The sequence below is a fragment of the Exiguobacterium sp. 17-1 genome (assembly GCF_023096305.1).
GTDB classification, from domain to species: domain Bacteria; phylum Bacillota; class Bacilli; order Exiguobacteriales; family Exiguobacteriaceae; genus Exiguobacterium_A; species Exiguobacterium_A sibiricum_A.
Genome location: NZ_JALIGJ010000002.1, coordinates 349,987 through 375,883, shown reverse-complemented (window position 1 = coordinate 375,883; position 25,897 = coordinate 349,987). Strand labels below are relative to the sequence as shown.

Below are 25,897 nucleotides of genomic sequence, written 5' to 3'. Positions count from 1 at the left end.
GGTTAACTGAAGTTACTTTTGTGTTTTTGTCTTTTTAAAGCTGTAAATGACACTGATCAGGATGACAAGGACGATTGTCCCGAGCGACATCCAGATCGGCATTTTGTAGACATCGCTGAAAATCATCTTCGCTCCGATAAAGACAAGCATGAAGCTGAGACCGTGTTTCAAGTAGTAGAAGCGGTCAATCAGGTTCGCGAGGACGAAGTAGAGACTCCGGAGTCCGAGGATTGCCATGATGTTCGCGTAGAAGATGATGAACGGATCACGCGAGTAGGCGAAGCTTGCTGCGACCGAGTCGACGGCGAAGACGATATCCGAGATCTCGATGAAGATCAACGCGATTAACAATGGTGTGAAGAACAATTTACCGTTGATCCGTTGCGTAAATTTACCGGACGAGATGTCTTGTGTGATTGGCAAGCGCTTCTCAAGCCAACGGATCGTTTTGTTTTCTTCAAGCGACGTTTCCTGACCGATGTTCTTAAACATCATGTAACCCGTGTAGACGAGGAATGCCCCGAAGATGTAGTACACCCATGCGAAGTTCTCAAGAAGCGATACCCCTGCGACGATGAAGATGACGCGGAAGAGAATGGCACCGAGAATTCCCCAGAACAAGACTTTGTGCTGGTACTTCAACGGAATCGCAAAGTACGCAAAGACGAGTGAGAAGACGAAGACGTTATCAATCGCAAGTGCCTTTTCGATGAAATAAACGCTCGTGTATTCAATTGCAGCGTCGCTGCCTTGCGCGTAGAACAACCAACCGCCAAAGGCGACGGCGAGTCCGATCCAGACGAACGTCCACGTCCAGGCTTCGCGGAGCGAGACCTCATGAGCTTTCTTGTGAAACACGCCAAGGTCCAATGCGAGCATGATGAAGACGATCGCTAAAAATACAATCAATAGTGTCAACAGCGCTTCCTCCTTTTAAGTGGTGTGCTTTTCATATTTTAATTATAGGTTCATAAGAACTTAAAGTAAAGTGATGAGTGTGCTGTTTCTCTTTAAAAATTCAATCAGACACTTTTTTGCCTTAAAATCAAAATAAACGTTAAAAGGGGAGAATGGTATGGAAAAATCAAGTGCCATCAATAAAACCGCCTGGGAATACCGTGCTTATGAATTTTGGAATCAACGCGACGGGTCACCGGTGGACAAGGCAAAAGAAATCATGGCCGACCCGAGAGCAAGCCTGAAGAAACATCAGAACTATTTTGAAGAAGTTGTCGGAAAACGAATTGCCAATCTCTGTGGATCAAACGGACGTAAGGCGGTTCCACTGGCGTTGCTTGGAGCGGACGTCACCGTCTTTGATATTTCGGAAGACAACCGTCGCTATGCCCTTGAACTTGCCGCTTGTGCCGGGACAGAAATTGAATATGTCGTCGGCGATATTTATGAGATCGATTTGCATACCTATCAGCACCAATTCGATGTCCTGTATCTTGAAGGCGGGATATTGCATTATTTTCATGACCTGGAGGCATTCACGGCGATTTTGTTTGCCTTGCTCAAGCCGGGCGGGAAACTGATTTTGAGTGATTATCATCCGATCAAACATTGTATTCATGAAGATAAGTACATCCCGCGCTATTTCGATCAGAATACATATGAAGAAAAAATTGCGTATCAATCCCATTTTGATCCGGCTGAACAAGCTGACTTTCCGAAGGTGCTATTGCGGCATTATACGATGAGTGAAATCGTGAACATCGTCATCAGAAGCGGCTTCACGCTCGCGCAACTGGACGAACATCGGGAGTGGCAGGGCGAAAACATCCCGTGGGAATTCACGCTTGTCGCGACAAGATAAAACCCAGCCTCCGCTTACGGATGCTGGGTTTGTTTTTCGATGGCGTGAAAGATGGGATACAAACTTTCACCGATTGGCGTCAGTTGATAGACGGCTTCTGGTCGTTCAATGACTCCCCGTTGTGTAAGATGGGTCAGACACACGGTCAACTCTCTACGTGAATGCTTGGGTCCGATTGACGACAACTGGTCGATTGAACAAGGAGCCTGCAATAATTGAGCGATGATGTGCATCTCGTGCACCGTTCCGAGCATCCGGACGGTGTAGTCAAGTGCACGCATATCCGTCGGCATGATTATAGACGTTCAAGACGACGGGAGACGGCAGTCAGGATGACGGCGAGGATGACCATGATTCCACCGACCCATGGTGTGTGGACAAGTCCGATCGTATCGGCGACGAGTCCGCCGATCGTTGCCCCAAGGGCGATCCCGATGTTGAAAGCGGAGATGTTCAACGCGGAAGCGACATCAACCGCTGCCGGGACGTATTTTTCCGCCAGCTGAACGATGTAGAGCTGCAGACCTGGGACATTCATGAAAGCAAGCAGTCCCATCAGGATGATGCCGATGATGCCGGCGACTTTAAACGGAATCATGAACGACAGGGCAATCATGACGATCGCGTGCAGAATGAACATATAGAACAACGCTTTGATCGGATTTCCGTTGGCAAGTTTTCCGCCGACCGTGTTGCCGATGGCGACGGCAATTCCGTATACGAGCAGGATGATACTGATCAGGCTTGGACTGATGTGGGTGACGTCCTGCATGATTGGTGTCAGATACGTGAAGGCGACGAACGTTCCACCGTACCCGAGGGCGGTGATCAGGAAACCGAGCATTAAACGACCGTTCGTCAACAGTTTGAACATGTCGGAAAACTTCGCCGGTGGTGATTGTTTCAAGTCTTTTGGAATCAGGAAAAAGCTCGCGATGATGGCGATGACACCGAGTGCGGCAACGGCAAAGAACGTCGCACGCCAACCGAATGATTGACCGATGAATGTGCCGAGTGGGACGCCGGTTACGGTCGCGACCGTCAGTCCGGTGAACATCAAGGCGATGGCGCTGGCTTTTTTATGTTCCGGTACGAGCTGAACGGCAATCGTTGCGCCAATCGAGAAGAAGACACCGTGTGAGAACGCGGTGATGAACCGGGCGACGATCAACAGTTCGAAACTGGGTGCGACGGCCGATACGAGATTACCGGCGATAAAGACGACCATCAACGCCATCAGTAATGTTTTTCGGTTCATCCGGTTCGTCAGGGCAGTCAAGATCGGTGCACCGACGGCGACGCCGATTGCGTAACCGGAAATGATCAGTCCGGCCAGAGTGATGCCGATATTTAAGTCACCGGCGATGGCGGCAAGCAGTCCGACCGGGACAAATTCCGTCGTTCCGATGCCAAAGGCGCTGATGGCAAGTGCAAGCAGGGCGAAGCGGCCGTTTTGCGGGACCTGTTCCTGTTCAGCACGCGGGTTTAATTGATTCATGATAATTCCTCCTGGATAAATGAGATAAAGTGAAACAGCGCAACCATGCTCTGGACGACCGGGCCCGGATCGTTTTTCAAACAGGAACACTTCTGCGTGATCCCATCATAGAGCGGCGTTGCTTTTTATGGAAGTACGTACTTTTAAGTGCGATAGGCACTAAAAAGTACCCTACCCTCAACGATTGAAGTAATGGATGAAGGCGACTTGTACTTTCCGTTGACAGTTGTTATCATAAACCCATCAAATCTACTTGAGAAGTACGCACTTTCAAGTGCGATAGGCACTAAAAAGTACCTGTCCCGCCGTACTTCGTAACGAAAGGAAGAATCAGCATGGCCTACAATATTCCGGTCGAAGCAACGCTGCAAGTCATCGGAGGTAAATGGAAAGTCGTCATCATGTGTCATCTCATTAAAGGCGAACGCCGGACAAGCGAATTGAAAAAGCTGATGCCGAACATCACGCAAAAAATGTTGACGCAACAACTGCGCGAGCTGGAACAGGACGGTGTCATCATCCGGACGGTCTACGAACAGGTCCCGCCGAAAGTCATCTATTCCTTATCGGATTACGGTTGGTCGTTGCGCCCGATCTTAGATGCGATGTGTGCCTGGGGGGAAGGGCATATCGATTTGACAGGCGAGGAAGTCGTGTCTTCTTAAAGTGAACTATTATACTGCGCAGTAAAACGACCGCCTGTCATCAGGACGGTCGTTTTTTCAGATATCCGTTATTTAACGAAGGAAGCGGCTTCGCGGAGGAAGAACTGTTTGATGGCATCGTAAACCGTCTGCTGTTCTTCGGTCAGGCCGCGGCTCAAGCGTGACAAATAGATTTTCGAGACAATCGTCAGGTTATCCTTGGCGACGAACGGAAGCTTCAGTTCCCGGCAGACGGAAACGGGAACGAAGCTGAAATACCGTTGCTGACGCAATGCGACCTGCAGGGAGACGTCATCAATGTAACGAATCGAATCCGCGTATAAACTGAATTCTGTCATCTTTAATTTGATGAAGCTGTTGTAATCCTTATTGTGTGACGGGAACAGGAAAGATTTTGCCGTCTCGTTGTCATAGAGCACACGCATTACGTCCTGCTCCGTATAATGACCGGGATAGGTCAGGACGATGTCTTCTTCGACCACGGGTTCGCTTGTGATTTCAGGATGTTTGATTTCCATAAAGCTGATCGATAAATGGATTTCATCAGTCAAAAGTTGCGACAGGATTTCACGGTTCGACAAGATCTCTGTATTGAACAGTGTCGCTGACGGATTGGCCAAAAATTCCGCCAGCAGAATCTGAATGAAGCGGCCGTGTGAACTGGCGAGGCTGATCGTCACATCCTGTTCCGGATTCGACAGCCGATCTTTGACGAGTTCGAGTTCATTTTCGATTTTTTCGACGGACTGCAACAGGATCCGTCCCTGATTCGTCAAGGTGATTGTCCGACCGTTCCGGTTAAATAATTCGGTATCCAATTCCCGTTCGAGTTTTTTGATCGTCATGCTGAGTGCCGGCTGACTGATGAACAGACGTTTCGCGGCATGAGTAAAATTCAGTTCTTCTGCGACGGTTCTGAAATAATGTAAATGAAGTAATTCCACCCCTCACACCTCCTATAAGTAATCGTTTATGGTAGTATACATCATTATATATTTTTGTTTATGTGAAAACCGGTATATGCTGAGTGCAGAGGTGATGGAAATGAATATCGCAATTTATGGAGCAGGATCACTCGGTACCATCATGGGTGCGTATTTAAGTGAAACATATCCTGTCGTTGACTTGATTGATACGAACAAAGAACATGTCACACAACTAAACGAGAAAGGGGCACACGTCGTCGGACCCGATATCACGCAACGCGTCACGGCTTTTCTGCCGGAAGAGATTACTAAAACGTATGATATCGTATTGTTGCTGACGAAACAGCTCTACAATCCGCAAGTCTTACCGGCGGTCAAAGCGATTTTAAAAGAAGACGGCATCCTCGTTTCCTTGCAAAACGGAGTACCGGAAGAAATCATCCGCCAGCATATTCCGAGCGAACAGATTATCGCGGGCTCGGTGGAGTTCGGGGCGACGTATGTCGGACCGGGACAATCCCGCCTGACAACAGACTACGCGTTCTTCAAAAAATATGCGTTGCAAATCGGCGAACTCGACGGGGCGACGACAGACCGGATCGTTCAGTTAAAAGAAGTCCTCGATACAATTGGCGGAACGGAAATTTCCGATAACCTGCCGGGTACGAAATGGTCGAAACTGATCATCAACAGTGCCTTCAGCGGATTGTCTGCCGCCTGTAACGGGACGTATGGCGACGTGCTCGACCATCCGGTCCTGTTGCGGGCCGCGATTTATGCCATGAAGGAAGTCCTCGATGTCGGTCATGCGCACGGCATCGAATTTGCCCGGATGGGAGAAGCGGATTTGACGGTGTACAGCGAACTTGATGATATCGAACAAAAGATGATTGAACTGCCGCAACTGATGAACAGCTCGCGGAATCTTGAAGCGAGCATGTTGCAGGACTTACGGAAACATCAGCCGACGGAAATTAATTACATTAACGGTGTCGTCACGATGTATGGGGAAACATACGGCATTCCGACACCGGTCAATTCAATGATTCAAGCACTCGTCCGAAATGCACAGGACAAACAGGAAGTGACCGATTTTGAACAGAGTGTCGAGCAGTTCAAGGCACTTCTCGCAGTCAAATAAGGGAGATGATCAGATGAAAAAAGAGGATGTCCAGAATATCGTCGCGACACCGGTCAACGCGCCGGTCTTTCCAGCGGTCGATATTTTCTTCCGGAACCGTGAATATTTGAATATCGTTTATGAAACGGATCTCGAACAACTGCGGGCCGTCGTACCGGAACCGCTTGAGTTGATCGGCAATCAAATCAAGTTTGAAGTCATCAATATGCCGGACAGTACGGGACTCGGATCGTATCTGGAATGTGGACATGTCATCCCGGTCCGATATAACGGGGAAGTCGGGGAGTTCTACCTGTCGATGTACGTCAACAACCAGGCAGCGATCGCTTCCGGGCGGGAAGTGGCCTCGTTCCCGAAAAAATATGGTTCGCCAAAACTCTATTTGGATAACGACGTCTTAGTCGGGACCCTCGATTATCATTCGCTTCGTGTCGCCCAGGCAACGATGGGCTACAAATACTATCCAGTAACAGAAGAAGAGGCGAAAGCCATCATCGGGACACCGCAATTCATGCTGAAACAGCACCGCGGCTACGAAGGGGAGCTGATCATCTCTGAATTAACGCGCAGTCAAATCACGGATATTCAGGTTAAGGAAGCCTACCGCGGACCGGCCCGTTTGGAATTGTTCCAGCATGTCATGGCACCGCTGGCCGATTTCCCGGTCGGAAAAATCATTGATGCCCAGCACATCATCGCCGACTTACGACTCGGCGGTCCGAAGAAGATTTTTGATTATATGAAGTAAAACAACGAAAGGGGAAGCCGTATCTTCCTGTTCCGTGACAACCTAAAAGACCGCATCCACGTGATGCGGTCTTTTGACGTATTATCACTTATCGAGTGTGTCTCTTTCAGCGCAGTCCGATGAAGGTGACAAACATTCCGACAGTGAGCGTAAAGGCAAGCATTGCATTTTGATACTAGCCGCGCGGAATAAAATCGACCAGAAACAAAAGTAAAAACAAGGTGGAGACAATCAGCCGTGCATCACGCGCCTGAGGAAAGACGTTTTAAATAGAACGATAAGGCTTCAGCTGTATTTGATATCGAATCCTCCTCTCACTGATCAGGTTCAACAAGTTTAATCCATACCTGATAATAAGTGATACCTTCAAACGGTATTTCTGCCGTTTGAACCCGGAATTCCGGCACAAGCGCCAAATAAAAGGTCAGGGCACAGGCAATCTTATGGTCTGGTGTACAGTACCCGTTAATCGTGCGACCGTAGATTTCGTTTGCGAGTGCATCGGCCCAGACGTCTGCCTCACGAAAGGTTTCAAATACGATGGTTTCTTCTTTCCAACGGATCGGCATGCTCGAACCACTCCTTTTATCCTGATATTCCCATATCCATCATAACAAAAAACGGACGGATGCTCATCTGACAGGAGCATCCGTCCGTTTAATTAAAAGATCGTCACAGCCGAGTAGACCAGTAAGGCGGACATCGTGAATCGGAAAAGGCGGTCATACCGCGTGAAGAAGCTGCTGAACAGGGAGCCGAAAGCCGACCATAATAAAAGAGCCGCCCACCCCAACAGAATTGTATACCCCAGATAGACCATCGTTTGCACAGCCGAACCGCTGTGCGGCAGAATGAAGGTCGACAGGACCGTCAGAAAAAATAAGATGCTTTTGACGTTGATCATCTGAAAGACAAAACCGGATAAAAACGTTGCCTGCACATCGATCGTTTTACCGCTGGTTGGTTTCGGAAAACCGATTTTCCACGCGAGATACAGTAAATACGCAACACCCGCCAGCTGCAAATACGGTTCCAGCATCGGCAACAATTGATCCAAACCTGCTGTGAACCCGGCACTCAGTAGTCCGAGAAAGGCGAAACCGGTCAGGATGCCGCCGTTGAATTTCCACGCGCCGACGAATCCGAAATGACGTGCTTCGTTCATCATGAGCAGGTTGCTCGGACCGGGGGTAATGGAAGTGATGATGACATATGACAAAAATGCTGCTACGTTCATGAAAATTCTCCTTTGATCGCTATCTCTCTATTTTTTATTATTGTATGATGAACCTATAAATTAATAAAATTGAAATAAAAAATGGAACCATCATTTATTTCGATGGATGAACGAAAGGAGTGTTTAATCGAATGGAAATCAGGCATCTTGCCACGTTTTTGAAAATCATTGAAACCGGCAGTTACACGGCAGCAGCTGCTGAACTGGGGTACACGCAGTCGACGATTACCTCCCATATGCAAACTCTGGAACAAAGTGTCGGGGGCGAAGTGTTCACGTACTTCAATCGGAAATTACAGCTGACCGCCTTAGGAAAAGAGCTGATTCCGTTAGCGGAAGACCTGCTTGCGACTCATGACAAGATTAAAAACATGCAAAAAACGGACGGATTTCGTGGAACGTTGCGCGTAGCCGCTCCGGAATCCTTGACGATCTCCCGCCTCGGTCCCGTCATCAAACGATTTTCGCAACACCATCCCGATGTCAAACTGATTTTGACGAACGGGACGTGCGGCGAAAACCAGGAGGAACTTTTGAATGGACGGGTCGACGTGGCCTTGATGCTGTTTCCTGCCATGGCAGTCGAAAAATGTCTCCATCATGTTTTGACCGAAGAAAAAATCGTGATGGTCGGTGCTCCGGACGCACCTGAACATTTTAAGGATATTCAAAAGAAGCAGTCGGACCATGTATATATCACCAATGAACAAGGGTGCAGTTACCGGACGATGTTTGAGCAACACCTGACCAAACAAAATCTGCTTTCTTTTCAGACGATGGAGTTATGGAGTATCGGTGCCATCAAGAAAATGGTCATGAGCGGTCTTGGGTTCGCCGTGTTACCGTATATCACGGTCCAAGAGGAACTGGAGAACGGAAGTCTGAAAATCATCAAGCAAGACGAGGCGTTCGAACCGATCTATTCGCATATCCTGATCAAGAAAAAGAAATGGGTCTCACCCATCGCCCATGCGTTTATGGAAGCGGTCATCGATTCGATTCCGAAACAAGTTGATTGGACGGCTGATGTCGAGGCGAACTCGTTCAAAGAATAAGGGCATTTGGATGAAGGGAAAAAGCTTGGGCACCCAAGCTTTGTTATGTTTCGTTATAAAAAGAGAGTCGTGCAGTGGACTTAATCATGTCGAAACAGCGGGGGACTCGGCGTCTTGGATCGCATCGAGATGCAGGAGCGAATGATGCGGGCGATTGGTTTGTATGATCAGGCGAAAGGAATTAGGGGGTAAAATGACGAATTCCTTATTAAGGAAATTCATTTCTTAATAGGGGGTAGTCGATTTGAATAGTTCGTTAATGTTTTCGGTCGATGCATGGTTTTACATTTATTTTGCAATTGGGGCAGTGGTTGTTTTTCTCATCGGTTACGGGATTGCCAAGAAAACGCAGAAGCAGGACAGCGGCTTTTCGTTTATCCTGCTGATGAGTGTGGTGTTGTTCGCGGCTCTAGCTTACTGGTTCAACGGTGCGGCAAGAGAAGTCTTTATGGGAACGTTGCCTTGGCTGATCAATCTCGTATTCGGCGGCGTACTTCTGATTGTGTTCCTTGCCGGTTCCAAAATGATTTTCAAAAGAATTTGAAGGTCAGTCGCTGTCGACGGACGGTTCCTTTCATAGGACCGTCCGTATGTACGTGGTTAAATAAGGTAACGACTCCCTCGTCGTTCGATGACGAGAATGTGATCCGTGATTTCTTCCGGTTCGTCGTCGAACGCATCATATGTGATTCGTTCGGACAACCGGATGTGATAATGCTTCAATCCATCGATGGTTTGCAAATAGTCCGGCAATCTTTCGGTCGGTTCCGTTAAAGTTGGATCGGTAAAGGGAAAATTATCGTCGTTCGGATTGCGTGTATGGATAAAAACGGCGTCCAATCCTGCATCGAGCCGGGACAGTTCGATCCAGAGCTGATACGGCTGCCCCCACGTTTGAAGGGCAGCGTTTAACTCATCCATCAGATGGAACAGTGCCTGGACATGTGCTTTTCGCATTTTAAGGTGACCGTTTCCACGTCCGTCAAAATCAAGATGGACGTGCCAAAAATTGAACCAGCTTTCGGGACTGAAATCGAGCGGATAGGCGCTGAGTTGTTGTTCCTTTTGCAGATTCCGGAAATATCGGTGTTTGCCTCTGAATTTTTTCATCTGGATCAATCCTTTCTAACTATAAATATTATTATGGATGCTTGCTTGAAATGTTATTTGTCTAATGCCTGACGGCTCCTTATACTTAAAGTATCGCAGGAAAAGGAGCGAATACAATGATAGATTTTGAATGGTACCGGAGCTTCATCCATGTGTACCAACAACGTTCGGTCTCAGCGGCCGCACGGATCCGTTTTTTGACGCAACCCGCCGTCAGCCAGCATATCGCGGCCCTCGAGGCGGAATTGCAAAGCTCGTTGTTCATTCGCGCCCCGCGGCAGATGGTTCCGACGGATGCTGGCAAGGAGCTGTATACGCAAGTCGTCGGTTTGATTGACCGCTTGGAAGAACTGTCGCTCGAAATGAAATATGTCGCAGGTGAGCAGGTGCGTCCGCTGTTGAAGTTCGGTGGTCCGACTGAATTCATCACCCACGAAGTGATTCCGGTCCTGCCGCTTGATCTCGCCCAGTACATCGGCGATTTCGGCTTGACCGACCAATTGCTGAAGCGGCTCGCAATAGGTGAACTCGATTTTGTCATCTCGACGAAACGAATTGAAGAACCGGGTATCCAGTACATTCCGATTGCCGACGAGACGTTTTTCCTCGTCGCCCCTCACACATGGGAGCAACCGGACGATGATTTGAAGGACTGGATGGATCGTCAGCCGTGGATCAGCTACGGACTCGAACTGCCGATCATCCGGCGGTATTACCAGACACAGTTTGGAGAACGGCCGGACATTCGACCGGAGATGGTGTTGCCTAACGTCGATGCCATATTAAAAGCCGTCGCTTCTTCGCATGGTGTCAGTGTGTTGCCGGATTATTTGATTCGTCAAGCGCTGAAAGACGAAACGATTCAAGTCATCGCACCGGAGCGTTTTGCGACGAACCATATCTACATGGCGTACCGGACCGAATCGCGGCATGATCCGTTGATGCTCGATATTTTAGCCGCCCTGCAACGCAAAAAGTAGAATCCGATTGCGGATTCTACTTTCAGACTGAAGACAAAATGCGATTTTTCTCTTAAACAAGAAAGATCGTTTTTTTTTATTCGCCTCGAATCGTTTTCCTGAGACAAGCATTGCGCCGCTTCGCTTCGCTGCAGGGTCGCTCTTGCTTGTTTTTCCCTAGGAAGCGGTATCGAGCGAACGAATGCCCTCGTTTCAAGTCCAAGCGCCATCCCGTCCAGTCGTACAAGACCAACATCCAAGGCAAAAACCAATTTCCTGAAGTCTCGATTGGGTGCAACCAGCTCAAACTTCCGAAGCTGAAATGGGTTCGTTTCGCCCATTCGAAACAGGTCACAGGCCGTATCTTGAACGCCACAATTCGACGTATTCTTTACGATTGTGTCCAAAGACAGTTTTAGTGTTCTTATAATTTCTGTACTCCTCAGATTTTCTGAGCAATTTCGTCGAGGAATTGTTTTCGGTCTTCATCTGTAGTCAAGTTTACTCGAGAAAAATGAATCCACTTAGTCAGATCATTTTTAATACCGATATCGGCAAGTGTCCGGTTGATGAATACACCTTGAATTGCATTACCACCCTCGTTCTCTAAGAAGTTCTGCTCTGCAGTAGACGTAGTGACGATAGTTGTTTTTGTGATGTGTGTCAATAATCCTGTCAAATTTCCTTCTTCGTCTTCCAAATAACCGAAACCAAAGAGCATCACTTTATCAATGAACCCTTTCAAAATAGCAGGTAGGTCAAACCACCAGATAGGGAAGACGAAAATCAACTCAGTCGTCTTGTTTAATTGTTGTTGATACTCTTTCACTAAAGGATAGGTGGTTTCCCCTTGGCTGAATAGTTTAAGTTCTTCCGCAGAATAAACAGGATTAAAACCGTCTTTGTAAAGATCGATTACTTGAAATTCTTGGTTTTTCTCACGTAAGTCTTTTGTAATGGCGGTTAAAATCGCATGATTGTAACTGCCCTCCCATGGGTGTGCATAAACAATAGTCTTCATTAAAAATTCCTCCTCTTTTTTGTGGTACACATGTATTGTATTTTGTGCTATAAAAGGAGACAAGTACGGTAATTAAAGTTAGATACTAACCAAAAGGAGAGTGTAAATGTGAATGTAAAGGTAGAAGTCGACTCTTGTATATCCCAAAGTGTTCTAACTAATACAGGCTTTGGCTACACTTTGTCATTAATAGGAGGAAAATATAAAATGAAAATTTTATATACATTGTATCTATACGGCGGGCCGATTCGCTATAATGAACTCAAACGTCAACTCGGTATTATTTCCTTCAAAACGTTATCCAATACTTTGAAAGAGTTAGAAAAAGATTCTTTAATACGACGTAAAGAATATCCTCAAGTCCCTCCTAAAGTAGAGTACAGCTTATCTGAACGTGGTTTATCGTTAATTCCGGTTATGGATGTGATTTGTGATTGGGGAGAAAGACAATTGAAATAAAAAAACAGTATAGTTTAAGAAATTAAAAGGAAAGAAGCTTGGACATGACTAGCTGATTCTAAAGAAGTTTATTGAAAAAAATGAGACTGGGACATAACTCAGCTTTATAAATGAGAAGGCCCTCGAAACGAAAAACGTTTCGAGGGCCTTCTTCTATAAAAGTCAGCTAGTTATGTCACAGTCTCTCCATTCGAGTAAAAAGAGCAATGTAGCTCATGCATGAGTAGCCTCTACATTTGCGACTGAAAATATAGAGTGGAAGATATTGGGAATCATTTTTTGCTATAAGGAATTGATAAAAATAAAGTGAAAAATACGTTTTCAATAAAAATTAATTGAATATCACAAATTCATATTTTAATATTTTTTAACTCTATAATAGTTTTCTTTTTAGTCAAACAATAAATTCAATGTAAGTAATTAACTATTAAAAAATAATGTGATTAAGATAAGAAAAACGAATTGTAAAAGTATAAAAAAATTTCAACATCGTGCTATTTTTACAGTGTATTAAATATGCTGAAAAAAGAAAGAGGGAACAAAATGAACGTGAAAAATGCATTGTTGTCAACGGCATTAGGTGCTGTATTGACTGTCTCATTGGTCAACGGAGCATCAGCAGGTCGACAATTCTTCTCAGATGTTAACTCGGTAACATCTAAAGATACGTCGAGTAAAGGAAAATGGACTCAGTCAGGATATTCGACTGTTATGATCGATGGAGGAAGAACCTACGATATTTCTGTTGGCGGGAAATTTTCTTCCAATGGAGTTATTTCAACTCACAACATTCCAGTAGAATTTTATTGTAGTGAAACAGGTGTAGTCAGCTAATAATGTCTCGGTCTCTTTTTTACACATCCAAAACTCTTTTTTCGATTAAGACAGCTCTACCACCAACGGTTACACGTGTAATTCCGGTTTCATCGCATAGCAATCCAATAAAAATTTCTGAAGGTTTCTTCATTGTATAACCTTGTTCAATCACAATGTTTTCTACGGATTTGTTCTCCAGTTTTTTATAGTTGAATAAGTAACAACTTAAAGCACCATTGGATGTTCCTGTAGCAGACTCTTCTGGGATACCGTATAAAGGCGCGAAATTTCTTGTATGTGCATTTGCGTTACCCAAGGTATCGAATGAAAATAGATGATACCCTATAGTGTCATATTTTTTACTGACAGCTGCAATCTCGGAAAAGTTTGGTTTTATTCGCTGAAGTGTTTTAAGGTTTTTAATCGGGATGATGATATCTCTTAGACCTGTAGAAACGATCTGAATGGGCAAATCACTTAATATTTCAGTGGGATCAATGTTTAATGACCGTTCTATTTCGTCCTTCTGTAATATATCCAAAAATTGTGGCCGGTTTTGATTCATCATGATGGTCCCGTCCTGCTTTACTTCAACCTCTAACACTCCAGCTTGGGTTTCTTGTGAAAAAGTGCCTGTACTTATGATTTTTTCACTGAATAAAATATGAAAAACAGCGAGCGTCGCATGGCCGCAAAGATCTACTTCATATTCTGGAGTAAAGAAGCGGACTTTGAAATCTCCAATATCCGATTCGCTCACAAAAGCTGTTTCACTGTAACCCAAAAGCAGCGCAATTTTTTTCATCTGGTCTTCTTTCAAATGATTTGCATTTAAGACTACTCCTGCTTCATTCCCTCCAATGGTATCTTTTGCGAAAGATCGGACTGTAAACACCTCTTGTTTCATGAGTCTACTCCTTTTCAAATGTTTGAAATTTAGCGGAAAGCACCTCCGTGTCATTTTCACTTAGGAATCCTCCCCCTCTAAGTGTAGGCGGGGGAGGAAGTTCAAGCGGAATCAACATCGGGATACAGATTTTTATAGAGTATTAATGATTTGACCGTCTTCAGGAACGACGAGTTTACTAGAAAAATGCTTCGACGTCGCAAATCTACGTAAGTCTTCTCTTGATAAAGTCCAATGATTGACGGCTTCCATATGGACGGCGATGATGGAGGCGTCTGGTGCTGATTGATGAACAGCATGTACGTCTTCTTTCCCCATCACGAGAGAGCCTCCTTCATGGAATTGATTGTCGCCGGCGTTCACGACGATGACGGAAGGGGCGTGTGACTTAATATTTTCTGAAACCTCCTCATACCAAACAGTATCGCCTGCAATATATAGTGTTTGTTCTGTATCATGTTTGAGAATGACTCCGCATACTTCACCTGTCAGTTTCAGAATCTCGCCTCGTCCATGTTCCCCCTTTACTTTAATGAGTTCTACTTCTTTAAATGTAGATTCATCCGTCAATAGTTCGACGTTGGTGAATCCATCATTTTCGATCAGAGCTTGATCTTCGGTATTTTGAACGAATACTTTCACATCCTTCGGCAGATGTTGTTTGGCGACTTCATCGTAATGATCAAGATGGAGGTGGGTCAGAATCACCGCATCCACGCCATCGATAATTTCTTCTACCGTCAGAGGTAAGTCTACCAAAGGATTTTTTTTGTCTTGTCGGACTGAGTTCGGAAATGCAGGGTACGCACCTTGATCTGCCAAAAATGGATCAACTAAGAGAGTAAGTCCCGCGTACTCCAGTCGGATTGTCGCATTTCGGATAAGTTGAATATTCATCATCATTTCTCCTTTTATCGTATGATAAATATAGTATAAAAAAAGAATGTGCGAATAAGACATAGAAGAAATCAAGTAAATAGATAAAAAAACTTGATATTTGAAAGTGATGTCATGATAGATCGTTCTTTTGCGAATAAAGGAGGAGCAGCCATGCTTGATCGAACAGATTATAGAATTTTGGAAGAACTAAACCGAAATAGTCGGATGACGATGCGGGAACTCGGAGAACGTGTACATTTGACTGGACAAGCGGTAGCAACTCGGGTGAAGAAACTTGAAGAATCTGACGTTATCCGGAACTATTCCATTACGGTGGATGAAGAGAAGATAGGAAACACCGTTCATGCGATGGTGAACATCTTTATGATTTCCTCGTTCCATGATCCCTATTTATTGTTCTTAGAAGAACATCGTAAATATGTCAGGCGAAATTATAAACTGAGTGGTGAATCATGTTACCTATTGGAGTGCAGATTTCCATCAAATGGTGAACTGAACGCCTTTTTGAAAGGGTTAAGTAAGTATGTGAACTACAAACTCTCAATCGTCATCGAACCATGAACTGTCATGTTGTTTTGTCCAGATTCGACCGGCTAAACATAAACTTCAATCAAGAAGAAAGAAGAGACGGACAACGACTTTCTTCTTGATTGGGAAGCTCATATGGAGAATATGATGTTTCCGCATTGTTTGAATGACAAAAGTAGCGAAGGCGAATGAAATCGATTAACAATTTCCTAAAGGGCTTCGACAAATTCCCATCGCAATTCCTTTTGCATTGATCTCTCGTTTAAGATGAACGATAGGAGAACCGGCAAACACTGTGTTGATCAAGGCGGTGACCTCTTTTTGCTCGCTCTCTGCAAGTAGCGTATTTTCGATCAAAGAAAAAAACCATTTTCTTATTTCCTTCGGATATACATTGCCTGATATGGAAGATAATCGATTGAACCCTAAAGCGACTTTATCTTTCAAATCCACTTCTCCCCCCGCATAATAATAAAAGTCACTGATGTGTTCTTGTAATCGTTCTACTTTATTCTTATTACCGGCTTCTTTTATTCCGATGACTTTGTCTTGAGCACTTAATTGAATGATACTTTCAATGGATAAATCAAATCCTGTCCGACCGGGGTTATTGTAGAGAATGGTATCTTTTTGACTAGCTTGAATGATTGTTTCAGAGTACCGTAGAGCTTCTGTTTGTGATGGCAGGAGATACGGACTATATCCTAGCAATATTCCCGCAATTCGAGTCTCTTTTATGGCGTGAGCTAAGTCAACGGCTTCTTTTTGTCTAATTGCGGATACTCCAAATAAAACCTCTATCTCGTCATTAAGTAAATATGATTCATTCATCAATGCCTCGAGTAAAACTAATTTTTCTTTCAGTTCCAGGCTATGTTGCTCTCCAGTCGATCCGCACACAAGAATCGACCTTTCTCCTTGGTCGACCAAATATCGAATATGTTCAATTGTTCCGTCTACATTCAAAGTTTCATCTGGAAAAAATGCAGTTGGCACAGCAATGTGAAAGGCTTCTTTCAACATATTATTGCTCCTTTGTCCTCAGTATTTTGTATGAACTCCGTGTTATTCGAGAGTAGTATGACATATTCATACTTAGCATTCCAGATGAAAAAACGTAGAAATAATAAAGTTCAAAAACAATGTTTGTTTAGTAAAAACGACTAGAAACCAGCAAAAAAACGATTCTTCTCGACAATGTCCCAATCGAGGGCTTTTTGTGGTGCTTTGAAGTCAGAGCTGTATTATTTGCATGAGTTTCAAGCCTATGAAGAGCTGGAATTCTACATCGCAACCTACTTCTATAACAAAGAGCGCCTCCATAAACAACTTGGACGACGGGGTTAGCCTGATAATTTTTCGGCTGTTAGGTCGAATAACTCAAGAATCCTACACCTCTAAGCGTAGCGTAGGTGGGAAGTAGTTCAATTTATTCGTTTGAACATTGGATGGTCTGCTTTGAATTGAATCAAGTCCCACAGGTTTCCGTACAAGTCTTTAAATACAGCTACAATTCCGTAAGGCTGCTCTTTAGGTTCTCTTTCGAATTTAATTCCTTTTTCAATCATTTTGTTGTAATCTCTCCAAAAATCATCTGTTCCAAGGAATAGGAAAACTCGGCCGCCGGTTTGATTACCTACGAACGGAAGCTGTTCTGTTTTCGAAGCTTTTGCAAGTAGTATTGCAGTTCCAAGTGTTCCTGGAGGAGCAACTACAACCCAGCGTTTATCCTGTTCTTCTTGATAGGAATCTTCAAGTAATGTGAAATCTAACTTTTTCGTATAAAAATTAATGGCTTCATCATAGTCATCAACAACCAATGCAATATATACAACAGACTGTATCGTTTGAAACACTTCCTTTTCTTATAGTTGGCCCTCAAGATTCATTTCGCGATTTTTCTCAGGAGTTTTGATCCTAGAGTCTCGTTTTTCCTTCAATTCTGGGGTCATTTGGTCAACTCTTACCGATTTTGTTATGTTCGATCATGTGCTCGTGAGCAATCATTAATGCCTCTAGTAAAAATAATTTTTCTTTCAGTTCCAGGCTATGTTGCTCTCCAGTCGATCCGCACACAAGAATCGACTTTTCTCCTTGGTCGAATAAATATCGAATATGTTCAATTGTTCCGTTTACATTCAGGGCTACATCTCGGAAAAATGCAGTTGACACCAATGTGAAAGACTTCTTTCAACATATAATTACTCCTTCGCCCTAAGTTTTTTGGATGAACTCCGTGTTATTCGAGAGTAGTATGACATATTCATACTTAGCATTCCAGATGAACAAACGTAGAAATTATAAAGTTCAAAAACAATGTTTGTTTAGTGAAAACGATTAGAAGCCAGCAAAAAAACGATTCTTCTCGATTACGAGAAAAATCGTTTTTTGTCTTCAGTCTGAGAGATCCTTCGTAAAAAAGGATCTCCCTTGATTGTTTAGTTAAGTGTCTTGATGACGGCATTTGCAACCGCAACCGTAGATTGTGGATTTTGACCTGTTACAAGATTTCCGTCGACTTGAACGTTTTCTGTGAAGTTGTCGGCGACGATGATGTTCGCACCAAGTTCGCGGAGACGTGTCTCAAGCAGGAACGGCATGTAGATGTCGAGTCCTGTCGCGCGTTCTTCTTCATCCGTGAACGTTGCGATCGTTTTACCGGCGACGAGTGGTGTTCCGTCTGTCAGTGTCGCACTGACGAGTCCAGCTGGTCCATGACAGACGGCAGCAACGGTTTTACCCGCTTCGAACAACGTCCGTAGTGCGTGGTTCAAGACATCGCTGTGTGGCAAGTCGAACATCGTACCGTGACCACCCGGCATGAAGATTGCATCAAACGGACTGAAGTCGCTGATGGATTTCAGATCGAGTGTGTTTTCGAGCAGTGGGGCCGTGGCTTGAATGTCTGCCGGTACGTCGTCTTCGAGACTGCGGGCGTCGATTGGCGAAAGTCCACCGTTTGGACTGGCGACCGTAATCGTATAGCCTTCTTTTTGGAACGCAACATAGGCTTCGCCGAACTCGGATAACCAAATGCCTGTTGCATGTCCTTCTTTCATTTTGCTGGCGTTTGTGACGACCATTAATACGTGTTTACTCATGTTTATTTCCTCCTTGGATGTGTTCAGTAATTCGCTACGTGATTAGAATAGCGCGTAGTTGATGTAAAAACAAATTAATAAAAATAGGTCTATATATAAATAAATTTATAGAAGACTTCATACTATTGAATAATATAAATAGAAATTTTGTTTCATATTGATTACGCTTTCAAATAAAACATTGTTTCTTTGTAAGGTGGTTGCTATACTAACGGTGAACGCAGGGGAAAGTACCAACGGCGGTTGGAAAAACGCCAAACAGTGGATGTAGAAGCAGTTCAAGCAGGGGTCAAAACAAAAGGGGAGCTGAGCATATGGGACAGAAACTCAACTGGACAGCAACACTCGGATTGACGACGGCGCTACTCGCCGCGTCGCTGCCAATACAACCGGTCGCGGCCGAAACGACACCATCCGTTACGCAACGAGTCGACGCACAACTGGAGCAGATGACACTTGAGCAGAAAATCGGACAAATGATCATGCCGGATTTCCGGTTATGGGACGGGGTCAATCATACGCAACTGGCACCGGAAGTCGGACGGGTCATCGACCGGTTTGATTTAGGGGGCGTCATCCTGTTTGCGGAAAATGTCAGCGAGACGGAGCAGACAACGAAACTGGTCCATGACTTGCAGGAGGTCGTCAAGCAGGATACAAGCAACGATATCCCGTTGTTCGTGACGATTGACCAAGAAGGTGGCATCGTGACACGACTCGGTACGGGAACGAATTTGCCGGGTAATATGGCACTTGGCGCGACCCGGAGTGCATCCTATGCGGAAGCGGCAGGCGGCATCATCGGGTCCGAGTTGAAGGCTCTCGGAATTAACGTCAACTTTGGTCCGGTCCTAGACGTCAACAACAATCCGGGGAATCCGGTCATCGGGGTCCGGTCGTTTTCAAGTGATCCGAACCTGGTCGGGAAACTCGGTTCAGCGATGACGCAAGGCATTCAGAAGCAAGGTGTCGCTGCGACGGCAAAACACTTCCCGGGACACGGGGATACGGCAGTGGACTCGCATTACGGCTTGCCGGTCGTCGATAAATCACTGGCCGAACTGAAACGGCTGGAACTGATTCCCTTTAAACGGGCGATTGCTGAAGGAATCGATATGGTTATGACGGGACATATCGGGATGCCGCAAATCGAAGATGAGGTCGTCGAATCGACACAAGGCACGTTCCCGTTACCGGCGACGTTATCGGATGACGTCATCACCGGCGTCTTGCGGGAAGAGCTCGGGTATCAGGGACTTGTCATTACCGATGCCTTGAACATGCAGGCGATTGCTGACAACTTCACGGAGTCGGAAGCCGTCATCAAGACGTTTAAAGCCGGCGTCGATATCGCCTTGATGCCGACGATTCTCCGGTCGACACAAGACGTGACGAAACTCGAGACGATTTTTGACGATGTGATCGAAGCTGTCGAAAGCGGTGAGCTGTCGGAAGCGGACATCGATCAGTCTGTCTCGCGGATTTTGACGTTAAAAGCAACACGCGGCATTTGGAATGAAACGGACACACCGGTCACGCTCGATGAAAAACTGGCACAAGCGAAAACAATTGTCGGCAGTCCGGAACATAAGGCACTTGAGCGGAAAATGACGGAAGCGGCAGTCACGCTCGTTAAAAATGACAAGAAAACATTGCCGTTCAAACCCAAAAAAGGGGAGACGATCCTGGTCCTGTCACCGGCAAAAGATCAGACGGACAGTATGGTCAAGACAATCCGGTCGCTTGAGAAAAACGCGGACAATTTGAAACACGTGAACATATTGACAGAAAATTATACGGCGTCGACGCCGCATCTGGAGCAAAATCCGAATCTGCAAGAAAAGATCGCAGCTGCGGACTACATCATCGTCGGCTCAAACGTTAACAACAGTGACAAGCTGAAAGCGACATCGGCGGACCATTATGTTCCGGCGGAAGTGTTCCGTCAGGCGAAACGCACAAAAACACCGTCCGTCCTGCTCAGTCTCCGAAACCCTTATGATGTCGCCGTGCAACCGGACGCAAAAGCGCAACTGCTTGTCTACGGCTTCAAGGGGGATCCGAACGGACCGGACTCGGAAGCCGGGAACACGAAATCAGCTGGACCGAATTTACCGGCAGGAATCCACGCCATCTTTGGTGAAGTGAAACCACAAGGAAAACTGCCGGTTGATGTACCGAAGTTCAAAGACGGTACGTTCCGGAACAAACTTCACCTCGAGTTTGGGGATGGGTTCCGCAACTGGAACCGGTAAGGACGTAGGGAATAGGTAAGCTCAATCAATCCGATTGGGCTTTCCCTATTGACTCTTTTTGAAATTAAATTTCATTTATTATTAATTTTAATTGTTATTATATTTTTCGAATAGAAAGTAAAAGGAGTTGTCAGAGAGGATGAAGGTCATGTTAGAGAAATTAGCGACAGAACGCCGGAATGAAAAGACGATGCGTCTCGACGACATGTCGGTCGAAGAAATGTTGACGGTCATGAATGCGGAGGATCAAACGGTCGCTGCTGTCATTCAGCAGGAAATACCGGTCATCAAACAAGTCGTCGATCGCGTTATTCAATCGTTTCAAGCGGGCGGACGATTGATTTACATCGGAGCCGGAACGAGCGGCCGACTCGGTGTGCTCGATGCGGCCGAATGTGTGCCGACGTTCGGGGTCTCACCGGACATGGTCGTCGGACTGATTGCCGGGGGCGAACGGGCACTGATCAAAGCCGTCGAAGGAGCGGAAGACAGCAAGACACTTGCTGTCGAAGATTTACGGGCACTTCAGCTGACGGCGAATGACACCGTCATCGGCATCGCAGCAAGCGGCCGGACTCCTTACGTGATCGGCGGTCTGGACTATGCACGTGAAGTCGGTGCGACGACGGCTGCCCTGTCCTGCAACAAGCAGGCGGCGATCAGTGAACACGCGGACTTCCGAATTGAAGTCGAAACCGGACCGGAAGTCTTGACCGGCTCGACACGCCTGAAGGCCGGCACGGCACAAAAGCTCGTGTTGAACATGATTTCGACGGCAGCGATGATTGGTGTCGGGAAGGTCTACCAAAACTTGATGGTCGATGTCCAATCGACGAATGAAAAACTCGAAATTCGGGCCAAACGAATGATCGTGGAAGCGACAGGGGTTGATCTTGAGACAGCCGCGCGTTATTTCACATCGGCGAATGGTCACGTCAAGACGGCGATCGTCATGATTTTAGCGGACGTTTCGTATACTGAGGCGGTCGAACGATTACAACATGCGCACGGATTCGTCCGCGACGCGCTTTAAGGGGGGACGAACATGAAGAAGGAAGAAGTGCTCGCATCCGCCATCCTTGAACATGTCGGGGGAAAAGACAATCTCCGGCAACTGGCCCATTGTATGACACGTGTCCGGTTGTCGCTGAAAGATCCGACGAAAGCGGACATCCAGGCCCTCAAACAAATTGACGGTGTCATGGGCGTCATCGATGACGAGACCCTGCAAATCGTTGTTGGACCAGGAACGGTCAACCGGGTGGCCGATCATTTGAGTCGTGAGACGGGACTTGCAATCGGTGAAGAGTCGGTCGATGAGAATCTGACGTTTGAAGAACGGGCTGCTATCGAACGGCAAAAAGTGAAGGACAAACAAAAGTCACCGTTCAAACGTTTTTTACGCCGTTTGGGAAATATCTTCATTCCGCTCATTCCGGGACTGGTCGCATCGGGGATCATCAACGGAGCGGCGAACTTCGCGAAAAACGCCGGAGTTGATGCGACAGAAACGTGGATGCAGATTCTGTTATTGATCGGCAGTACCGTCTTTGCCTACTTAGCGATTCTCGTCGGTTGGAATACGGCGAAGGAATTTGGTGGCACACCGGTTCTCGGCGCAATTGCCGGCGGAATTCTATTTAATCCGTTACTTGTCGATATAATTATTTACGGTGAACCGCTAGTCGTCGGTCGGGGTGGTTTGTTTGGGGTCATCTTTGCCGCCTGGTTGATGACGTATCTGGAAAAACATATTCGCCGGTTCATGCCGGTCTCGATTGATATCATCTTTACACCACTCTTTACTGTTTTGATTGTCGGCTTTACGGCACTCTATGCGATCATGCCGGTCGCGGGGGTCTTGTCTGACGGCATCATGAAGGCAATCAACGTGATTCTTGAAGTCGGTGGTCCGCTTGCCGGTGCCGTCCTCGCCGGATTCTTCCTGCCGCTCGTCATGGTCGGTCTCCATCACGGATTGACACCGATTCATTTGGAGCTGTTAAATACGATTGGCAACACGGCACTGCTACCGATTCTTGCGATGGCGGGAGCCGGGCAAGTCGGGGCAGCGATGGCGATTTTCGTCAAGACACGGAATCAACGGTTGCGCAACATCATCAAGGGGGCAATTCCGGTCGGGTTCCTCGGTATCGGCGAACCGTTACTTTACGGGGTCACCTTACCGCTCGGCCGTCCATTCCTGACAGCTTGTATGGGAGCAGCAGTCGGCGGAGCCTTCCAGGCGACGATGAAGACAGCAGCACTTGGGGTCGGTGTATCCGGTCTGTCATTGACACCGTTGATTGCTAACGGGATGTACCTGACATATATCGGCGGTCTCGTTATCTCGTATGTTTTTGGCTTCTTGTTTACATTCTGGTTTGGATTCAAGGAAGAAATGGCGGACGGGATTTAACATCAGCAAAAGAGCGGCACACAACAAAAAGATGGAACATCACGTCGCAGTGATGTTCCATCTTTTTTGACTCAAATCATGTTCAGGATCAGTCAGCAAAAAACTGGTTGATCTTGGTTTCCGACTTCAAATGGTGTTGGAGCAGCTTTTTTACATCGGACTCCTGTTTTATCGTGCTGAGGTTTTGACCGTACCAGTGTTCGAGTTGGTCCCGTGTCACTGTATAATCGTAGTCCGGGAAGGTAAAGGTAATCCGGTCCACGTTATCGACGAGGACAAACAGGTAGGTTGCGTTGAACAGGACCGTTTCTTTGATCTCCTGTTCGATGTTTTCTGTCTCGATATCCTTGTAAGTCAAATGGATGCCATACGGTGTTTGTTTCGTTTCGAGAGCAATTTGATGCAACTCTTGATGGTGTGCCAGTTCTTTGACGATGTTCGCGACGGCGCTGTTATCGCCGACATAGGAATGTTTATAGTGGAACAGGTCCGTCTTTGAATCGGCATGTTGACTGTAGCCGTTCCAGATCAATACCAGACAGGCGATCGACAGGAATAGAATCAAAATTCGTTTCATACAATCTCTCCTTTATGTATCTCATACTAATGGTATCATAATTCATGAGGTATCTCCTAAAAAATTCTTATATTGGAACTTTAGTAACAATTGGTGGTTTTTGAACACTACGCTGACAAGAAGGAGTGAAACATATGAAAGGACTTGCCGTTTATTTGAGTGAACCACTGACAGGTGAGGCGAAAGACAGCATCCGACAGATGCGGACGATTGGTTTTACATCAATCTTTACCTCGTTACATATTCCGGAAGACGATCCCTCGTTGTACACGGAACGCTTACGAACGCTTGGACAACTGGCGCAACAGCTCGAGATGGAACTCGTCGCGGATATCGCCCCGACTTCCCTTGCCGCGCTTGGCAAGACGTGGGACGATGCCGGAACGTTGAGCGAGTGGGGAGTGACCGGACTGCGGGTCGACTATGGTGTGACACCGAAACAGGTCGCCGATTTGTCGAGACAACTGATGATTGCCTTAAACGCCAGTACGCTGACGGCGGAAGAACTCGACACGATGAAAGTGGAGGGACTTGTGCTTGAGCAGGTCGAGGCGTGGCACAACTTTTATCCGCGACCGGAAACGGGACTGGATCGTGACTGGTTCAATGATAAAAACCGGTGGCTCCGTGAACAGGGAATCCGTGTCCAAGCCTTCATTCCGGGAGACGGGCAACTGCGTGGTCCGCTTCACGAAACGTTACCGACGCTCGAAGACCATCGCGGACAAGCGCCATTTACCTGTTATCTCGAACTCGAAGCGTCCGTCGACCGGATTCTGGTCGGGGACCCCGGCTTGTCGGACACGACGATGCGGCAGTTTGCTGCCTATCAGGAGGGGATCATTGTCCTCCGGGCAACGGGACAAGGCGGTGATTCCCTGTTGAAGAGCGTCCAGACAAATCGGATGGATCCGGCACGCGATGTCATCCGCTCGGTCGAGTCACGTACTTACGGCCGACCGGGCGACGAACTTCTCGAACCTGCGACTGTATCCGACCGGCCCCTTGGATCGATTACGATTGATAATCTGCGTTACGGTCGGTATGCCGGGGAATTACAAATCACCAAACGGGATCTCGCGGCCGACGAACGGGTCAATGTCATTGGACGCGTGATTGAAGCGGACCGGCCGCTGCTGCAACAGATTGGTCCCGGCGTGCGGTTCCGGCTGGAGTGGGTGGAAACGGAATGAAAAAGATTATGTTGATCGGCTCCGGCGGATCAGGTAAGTCGACGCTTGCGAGACAACTGGGTCAACGGCTCGGTATTTCTGTCCACCATCTCGACAGTTTGTTGTGGCGGGCGGACTGGCAGGCAGTTCCGCGCGAGGAACAACAACGGATACAAACGGACTTGATCAGCCGGGATGACTGGATCATCGACGGAAATTACGGTGGAACGATGGACCTCCGGCTCAACGCGGCGGATACGATCATCTTTCTTGATCTACCGCGAACGACGTGTGTCTACCGGATTCTCAAACGGTCGATTCGGTACCGGCATAAGTCACGACCAGATATGGCGGCCGGGTGTCCGGAAAAAATCGATTTTGCTTTTTTGAAGTGGGTGTGGCGTTATCCGGATGAACAGCGACCGGATATTCAAGCGAGACTTGCTCAAGCGGCAGCAACGAAGACAATTATCGTGTTAAAGTCACGGAAAGAAGTCCGGCGGTTCATCGAAAGTGTTGGCTAAGCAGTACGTGGAAAAGAGAAAACAAAGCAAACGACTCCCGGACAACAGGGAGTCGTTTTT

General features: G+C 46.5%; 30 protein-coding genes and 1 pseudogene. 16 read left to right on the top strand and 15 right to left on the bottom strand.

From position 1 onward, the window contains the following. Positions 1–12: 12 nt before the first annotated feature. Complete coding sequence (locus MUN34_RS07675; protein WP_247857397.1) at positions 13–918, bottom strand: TerC family protein; 906 nt, start codon at positions 916–918, stop codon at positions 13–15. Positions 919–1,075: 157 nt separating this feature from the next. On the opposite strand from MUN34_RS07675, the gene MUN34_RS07670 reads away from it, so the two are divergent. Beyond that, positions 1,076–1,819: a class I SAM-dependent methyltransferase gene (locus MUN34_RS07670; RefSeq protein WP_247857395.1), complete on the top strand. Its 744-nt coding sequence runs from the start codon at positions 1,076–1,078 to the stop codon at positions 1,817–1,819. A 14-nt stretch (positions 1,820–1,833) separates the two neighbouring features. On the opposite strand, the gene MUN34_RS07665 is transcribed toward MUN34_RS07670, so the two are convergent. Together MUN34_RS07665 and MUN34_RS07660 are read right to left on the bottom strand one after the other, a co-directional pair. Next, positions 1,834–2,112 (bottom strand): winged helix-turn-helix transcriptional regulator, encoded by a 279-nt coding sequence (locus tag MUN34_RS07665; protein ID WP_247857393.1) that lies wholly within the window; start codon positions 2,110–2,112, stop codon positions 1,834–1,836. 2 nt (positions 2,113–2,114) lie between these two features. Further along, complete coding sequence (locus tag MUN34_RS07660) at positions 2,115–3,317, bottom strand: MFS transporter (protein WP_247857392.1); 1,203 nt, start codon at positions 3,315–3,317, stop codon at positions 2,115–2,117. Between the two features lie 335 nt (positions 3,318–3,652). Here MUN34_RS07660 and MUN34_RS07655 point away from each other — a divergent pair, with 335 nt between their 5' ends. Then, positions 3,653–3,982: a winged helix-turn-helix transcriptional regulator gene (locus tag MUN34_RS07655; RefSeq protein WP_012370213.1), complete on the top strand. Its 330-nt coding sequence runs from the start codon at positions 3,653–3,655 to the stop codon at positions 3,980–3,982. A gap of 68 nt (positions 3,983–4,050) precedes the next feature. Here MUN34_RS07655 and MUN34_RS07650 read toward each other — a convergent pair whose 3' ends face one another. Then, positions 4,051–4,926, bottom strand: coding sequence for a LysR family transcriptional regulator (locus tag MUN34_RS07650; RefSeq protein ID WP_247857390.1), 876 nt, complete (start codon positions 4,924–4,926; stop codon positions 4,051–4,053). 100 nt (positions 4,927–5,026) lie between these two features. On the opposite strand from MUN34_RS07650, the gene MUN34_RS07645 reads away from it, so the two are divergent. Further along, on the top strand, positions 5,027–6,049 hold the full coding sequence (locus MUN34_RS07645) for a ketopantoate reductase family protein (RefSeq protein WP_247857389.1): 1,023 nt from the start codon (positions 5,027–5,029) through the stop codon (positions 6,047–6,049). A gap of 13 nt (positions 6,050–6,062) precedes the next feature. Then, positions 6,063–6,797, top strand: coding sequence for an acetoacetate decarboxylase (locus MUN34_RS07640; protein ID WP_247857388.1), 735 nt, complete (start codon positions 6,063–6,065; stop codon positions 6,795–6,797). 314 nt (positions 6,798–7,111) lie between these two features. Here MUN34_RS07640 and MUN34_RS07635 read toward each other — a convergent pair whose 3' ends face one another. Both MUN34_RS07635 and MUN34_RS07630 read right to left on the bottom strand, forming a co-directional pair. After that, the gene (locus MUN34_RS07635) at positions 7,112–7,360 is read right to left on the bottom strand and encodes a hypothetical protein (protein ID WP_247857670.1); all 249 of its coding nucleotides are present in this window, start codon (positions 7,358–7,360) and stop codon (positions 7,112–7,114) included. 98 nt (positions 7,361–7,458) lie between these two features. Next, positions 7,459–8,034 (bottom strand): LysE family translocator, encoded by a 576-nt coding sequence (locus MUN34_RS07630; RefSeq protein ID WP_247857386.1) that lies wholly within the window; start codon positions 8,032–8,034, stop codon positions 7,459–7,461. Between the two features lie 131 nt (positions 8,035–8,165). Between MUN34_RS07630 and MUN34_RS07625 the strand changes: the two genes are divergently transcribed. Then, positions 8,166–9,089: a LysR family transcriptional regulator gene (locus MUN34_RS07625; RefSeq protein WP_247857384.1), complete on the top strand. Its 924-nt coding sequence runs from the start codon at positions 8,166–8,168 to the stop codon at positions 9,087–9,089. A 244-nt stretch (positions 9,090–9,333) separates the two neighbouring features. Next, a complete protein-coding gene (locus MUN34_RS07620) occupies positions 9,334–9,633 on the top strand; it encodes a hypothetical protein (protein ID WP_247857383.1) in 300 nt (99 codons plus the stop codon). A 56-nt stretch (positions 9,634–9,689) separates the two neighbouring features. Here MUN34_RS07620 and MUN34_RS07615 read toward each other — a convergent pair whose 3' ends face one another. Beyond that, positions 9,690–10,199 carry a hypothetical protein gene (locus MUN34_RS07615; RefSeq protein ID WP_247857382.1) on the bottom strand — a complete coding sequence of 170 codons (510 nt, stop codon included), beginning with the start codon at positions 10,197–10,199 and terminating at the stop codon, positions 9,690–9,692. A gap of 116 nt (positions 10,200–10,315) precedes the next feature. On the opposite strand from MUN34_RS07615, the gene MUN34_RS07610 reads away from it, so the two are divergent. Next, positions 10,316–11,179, top strand: a complete 864-nt coding sequence (locus MUN34_RS07610) for a LysR family transcriptional regulator (protein ID WP_247857380.1) — start codon at positions 10,316–10,318, stop codon at positions 11,177–11,179. A gap of 421 nt (positions 11,180–11,600) precedes the next feature. Here MUN34_RS07610 and MUN34_RS07600 read toward each other — a convergent pair whose 3' ends face one another. Further along, a complete protein-coding gene (locus tag MUN34_RS07600; protein ID WP_147512593.1) occupies positions 11,601–12,179 on the bottom strand; it encodes an NAD(P)H-dependent oxidoreductase in 579 nt (192 codons plus the stop codon). Between the two features lie 138 nt (positions 12,180–12,317). Here MUN34_RS07600 and MUN34_RS07595 point away from each other — a divergent pair, with 138 nt between their 5' ends. Next, a complete protein-coding gene (locus MUN34_RS07595; protein WP_481804377.1) occupies positions 12,318–12,638 on the top strand; it encodes a winged helix-turn-helix transcriptional regulator in 321 nt (106 codons plus the stop codon). Positions 12,639–13,181: 543 nt separating this feature from the next. Further along, on the top strand, positions 13,182–13,472 hold the full coding sequence (locus MUN34_RS07590; protein WP_247857377.1) for a hypothetical protein: 291 nt from the start codon (positions 13,182–13,184) through the stop codon (positions 13,470–13,472). A 19-nt stretch (positions 13,473–13,491) separates the two neighbouring features. Here the strand turns inward: MUN34_RS07590 and MUN34_RS07585 are convergent, their stop codons facing one another. Both MUN34_RS07585 and MUN34_RS07580 read right to left on the bottom strand, forming a co-directional pair. Next, positions 13,492–14,361, bottom strand: a complete 870-nt coding sequence (locus MUN34_RS07585; RefSeq protein ID WP_247857376.1) for a PhzF family phenazine biosynthesis protein — start codon at positions 14,359–14,361, stop codon at positions 13,492–13,494. Positions 14,362–14,493: 132 nt separating this feature from the next. Next, the gene (locus MUN34_RS07580) at positions 14,494–15,258 is read right to left on the bottom strand and encodes an MBL fold metallo-hydrolase (RefSeq protein WP_247857375.1); all 765 of its coding nucleotides are present in this window, start codon (positions 15,256–15,258) and stop codon (positions 14,494–14,496) included. 153 nt (positions 15,259–15,411) lie between these two features. Between MUN34_RS07580 and MUN34_RS07575 the strand changes: the two genes are divergently transcribed. Next, complete coding sequence (locus MUN34_RS07575) at positions 15,412–15,822, top strand: Lrp/AsnC family transcriptional regulator (RefSeq protein ID WP_026828525.1); 411 nt, start codon at positions 15,412–15,414, stop codon at positions 15,820–15,822. Between the two features lie 165 nt (positions 15,823–15,987). Here MUN34_RS07575 and MUN34_RS07570 read toward each other — a convergent pair whose 3' ends face one another. Beyond that, positions 15,988–16,812, bottom strand: a complete 825-nt coding sequence (locus MUN34_RS07570) for a dihydrodipicolinate synthase family protein (protein WP_247857373.1) — start codon at positions 16,810–16,812, stop codon at positions 15,988–15,990. A 167-nt stretch (positions 16,813–16,979) separates the two neighbouring features. Between MUN34_RS07570 and MUN34_RS16010 the strand changes: the two are divergent. Continuing rightward, positions 16,980–17,136 (top strand): annotated as a pseudogene (locus tag MUN34_RS16010) (IS3 family transposase); the annotation flags it as partial. A gap of 77 nt (positions 17,137–17,213) precedes the next feature. Here MUN34_RS16010 and MUN34_RS07565 read toward each other — a convergent pair. The 3 genes from MUN34_RS07565 to MUN34_RS07555 all read right to left on the bottom strand — a co-directional run bounded on the left by MUN34_RS07565 (position 17,214) and on the right by MUN34_RS07555 (position 18,890). After that, complete coding sequence (locus MUN34_RS07565) at positions 17,214–17,645, bottom strand: VOC family protein (RefSeq protein WP_235188860.1); 432 nt, start codon at positions 17,643–17,645, stop codon at positions 17,214–17,216. 100 nt (positions 17,646–17,745) lie between these two features. Further along, positions 17,746–17,961, bottom strand: a complete 216-nt coding sequence (locus MUN34_RS07560) for a dihydrodipicolinate synthase family protein (RefSeq protein ID WP_247857372.1) — start codon at positions 17,959–17,961, stop codon at positions 17,746–17,748. Positions 17,962–18,227: 266 nt separating this feature from the next. After that, the gene (locus MUN34_RS07555; protein WP_247857371.1) at positions 18,228–18,890 is read right to left on the bottom strand and encodes a type 1 glutamine amidotransferase domain-containing protein; all 663 of its coding nucleotides are present in this window, start codon (positions 18,888–18,890) and stop codon (positions 18,228–18,230) included. Between the two features lie 314 nt (positions 18,891–19,204). On the opposite strand from MUN34_RS07555, the gene MUN34_RS07550 reads away from it, so the two are divergent. From MUN34_RS07550 to MUN34_RS07540, 3 genes are all read left to right on the top strand, one after another. Then, complete coding sequence (locus MUN34_RS07550) at positions 19,205–21,145, top strand: glycoside hydrolase family 3 protein (RefSeq protein WP_247857370.1); 1,941 nt, start codon at positions 19,205–19,207, stop codon at positions 21,143–21,145. Between the two features lie 148 nt (positions 21,146–21,293). Then, positions 21,294–22,178 (top strand): N-acetylmuramic acid 6-phosphate etherase, encoded by an 885-nt coding sequence (gene murQ / locus MUN34_RS07545; protein ID WP_247857369.1) that lies wholly within the window; start codon positions 21,294–21,296, stop codon positions 22,176–22,178. A gap of 12 nt (positions 22,179–22,190) precedes the next feature. After that, on the top strand, positions 22,191–23,564 hold the full coding sequence (locus tag MUN34_RS07540; protein ID WP_247857368.1) for a PTS transporter subunit EIIC: 1,374 nt from the start codon (positions 22,191–22,193) through the stop codon (positions 23,562–23,564). 88 nt (positions 23,565–23,652) lie between these two features. On the opposite strand, the gene MUN34_RS07535 is transcribed toward MUN34_RS07540, so the two are convergent. Continuing rightward, entirely contained in the window at positions 23,653–24,141 is a 489-nt protein-coding gene (locus MUN34_RS07535) for a DUF4825 domain-containing protein (protein WP_247857367.1), read from the bottom strand. Positions 24,142–24,275: 134 nt separating this feature from the next. Here MUN34_RS07535 and MUN34_RS07530 point away from each other — a divergent pair, with 134 nt between their 5' ends. Both MUN34_RS07530 and MUN34_RS07525 read left to right on the top strand, forming a co-directional pair. Then, a complete protein-coding gene (locus MUN34_RS07530) occupies positions 24,276–25,334 on the top strand; it encodes a DUF871 domain-containing protein (RefSeq protein ID WP_247857366.1) in 1,059 nt (352 codons plus the stop codon). After that, on the top strand, positions 25,331–25,837 hold the full coding sequence (locus MUN34_RS07525) for a DNA topology modulation protein (RefSeq protein ID WP_026828515.1): 507 nt from the start codon (positions 25,331–25,333) through the stop codon (positions 25,835–25,837). The genes MUN34_RS07530 and MUN34_RS07525 overlap by 4 nt, the downstream gene beginning before the upstream one ends. Positions 25,838–25,897: the final 60 nt, after the last annotated feature.

Bases quoted from the DNA above. Each gene is read 5' to 3' on its own strand.
- MUN34_RS07670 (WP_247857395.1), top strand. From the start codon at position 1,076: ATGGAAAAATCAAGTGCCATCAATAAAACCGCCTGGGAATACCGTGCT.
- MUN34_RS07665 (WP_247857393.1), bottom strand. From the start codon at position 2,112: ATGCCGACGGATATGCGTGCACTTGACTACACCGTCCGGATGCTCGGA.
- MUN34_RS07660 (WP_247857392.1), bottom strand. From the start codon at position 3,317: ATGAATCAATTAAACCCGCGTGCTGAACAGGAACAGGTCCCGCAAAAC.
- MUN34_RS07655 (WP_012370213.1), top strand. From the start codon at position 3,653: ATGGCCTACAATATTCCGGTCGAAGCAACGCTGCAAGTCATCGGAGGT.
- MUN34_RS07645 (WP_247857389.1), top strand. From the start codon at position 5,027: ATGAATATCGCAATTTATGGAGCAGGATCACTCGGTACCATCATGGGT.
- MUN34_RS07640 (WP_247857388.1), top strand. From the start codon at position 6,063: ATGAAAAAAGAGGATGTCCAGAATATCGTCGCGACACCGGTCAACGCG.
- MUN34_RS07630 (WP_247857386.1), bottom strand. From the start codon at position 8,034: ATGAACGTAGCAGCATTTTTGTCATATGTCATCATCACTTCCATTACC.
- MUN34_RS07625 (WP_247857384.1), top strand. From the start codon at position 8,166: ATGGAAATCAGGCATCTTGCCACGTTTTTGAAAATCATTGAAACCGGC.
- MUN34_RS07615 (WP_247857382.1), bottom strand. From the start codon at position 10,199: ATGAAAAAATTCAGAGGCAAACACCGATATTTCCGGAATCTGCAAAAG.
- MUN34_RS07610 (WP_247857380.1), top strand. From the start codon at position 10,316: ATGATAGATTTTGAATGGTACCGGAGCTTCATCCATGTGTACCAACAA.
- MUN34_RS07600 (WP_147512593.1), bottom strand. From the start codon at position 12,179: ATGAAGACTATTGTTTATGCACACCCATGGGAGGGCAGTTACAATCAT.
- MUN34_RS07590 (WP_247857377.1), top strand. From the start codon at position 13,182: ATGAACGTGAAAAATGCATTGTTGTCAACGGCATTAGGTGCTGTATTG.
- MUN34_RS07585 (WP_247857376.1), bottom strand. From the start codon at position 14,361: ATGAAACAAGAGGTGTTTACAGTCCGATCTTTCGCAAAAGATACCATT.
- MUN34_RS07580 (WP_247857375.1), bottom strand. From the start codon at position 15,258: ATGAATATTCAACTTATCCGAAATGCGACAATCCGACTGGAGTACGCG.
- MUN34_RS07575 (WP_026828525.1), top strand. From the start codon at position 15,412: ATGCTTGATCGAACAGATTATAGAATTTTGGAAGAACTAAACCGAAAT.
- MUN34_RS07570 (WP_247857373.1), bottom strand. From the start codon at position 16,812: ATGTTGAAAGAAGCCTTTCACATTGCTGTGCCAACTGCATTTTTTCCA.
- MUN34_RS07555 (WP_247857371.1), bottom strand. From the start codon at position 18,890: ATGAGTAAACACGTATTAATGGTCGTCACAAACGCCAGCAAAATGAAA.
- MUN34_RS07550 (WP_247857370.1), top strand. From the start codon at position 19,205: ATGGGACAGAAACTCAACTGGACAGCAACACTCGGATTGACGACGGCG.
- murQ (WP_247857369.1), top strand. From the start codon at position 21,294: ATGTTAGAGAAATTAGCGACAGAACGCCGGAATGAAAAGACGATGCGT.
- MUN34_RS07540 (WP_247857368.1), top strand. From the start codon at position 22,191: ATGAAGAAGGAAGAAGTGCTCGCATCCGCCATCCTTGAACATGTCGGG.
- MUN34_RS07535 (WP_247857367.1), bottom strand. From the start codon at position 24,141: ATGAAACGAATTTTGATTCTATTCCTGTCGATCGCCTGTCTGGTATTG.
- MUN34_RS07530 (WP_247857366.1), top strand. From the start codon at position 24,276: ATGAAAGGACTTGCCGTTTATTTGAGTGAACCACTGACAGGTGAGGCG.
- MUN34_RS07525 (WP_026828515.1), top strand. From the start codon at position 25,331: ATGAAAAAGATTATGTTGATCGGCTCCGGCGGATCAGGTAAGTCGACG.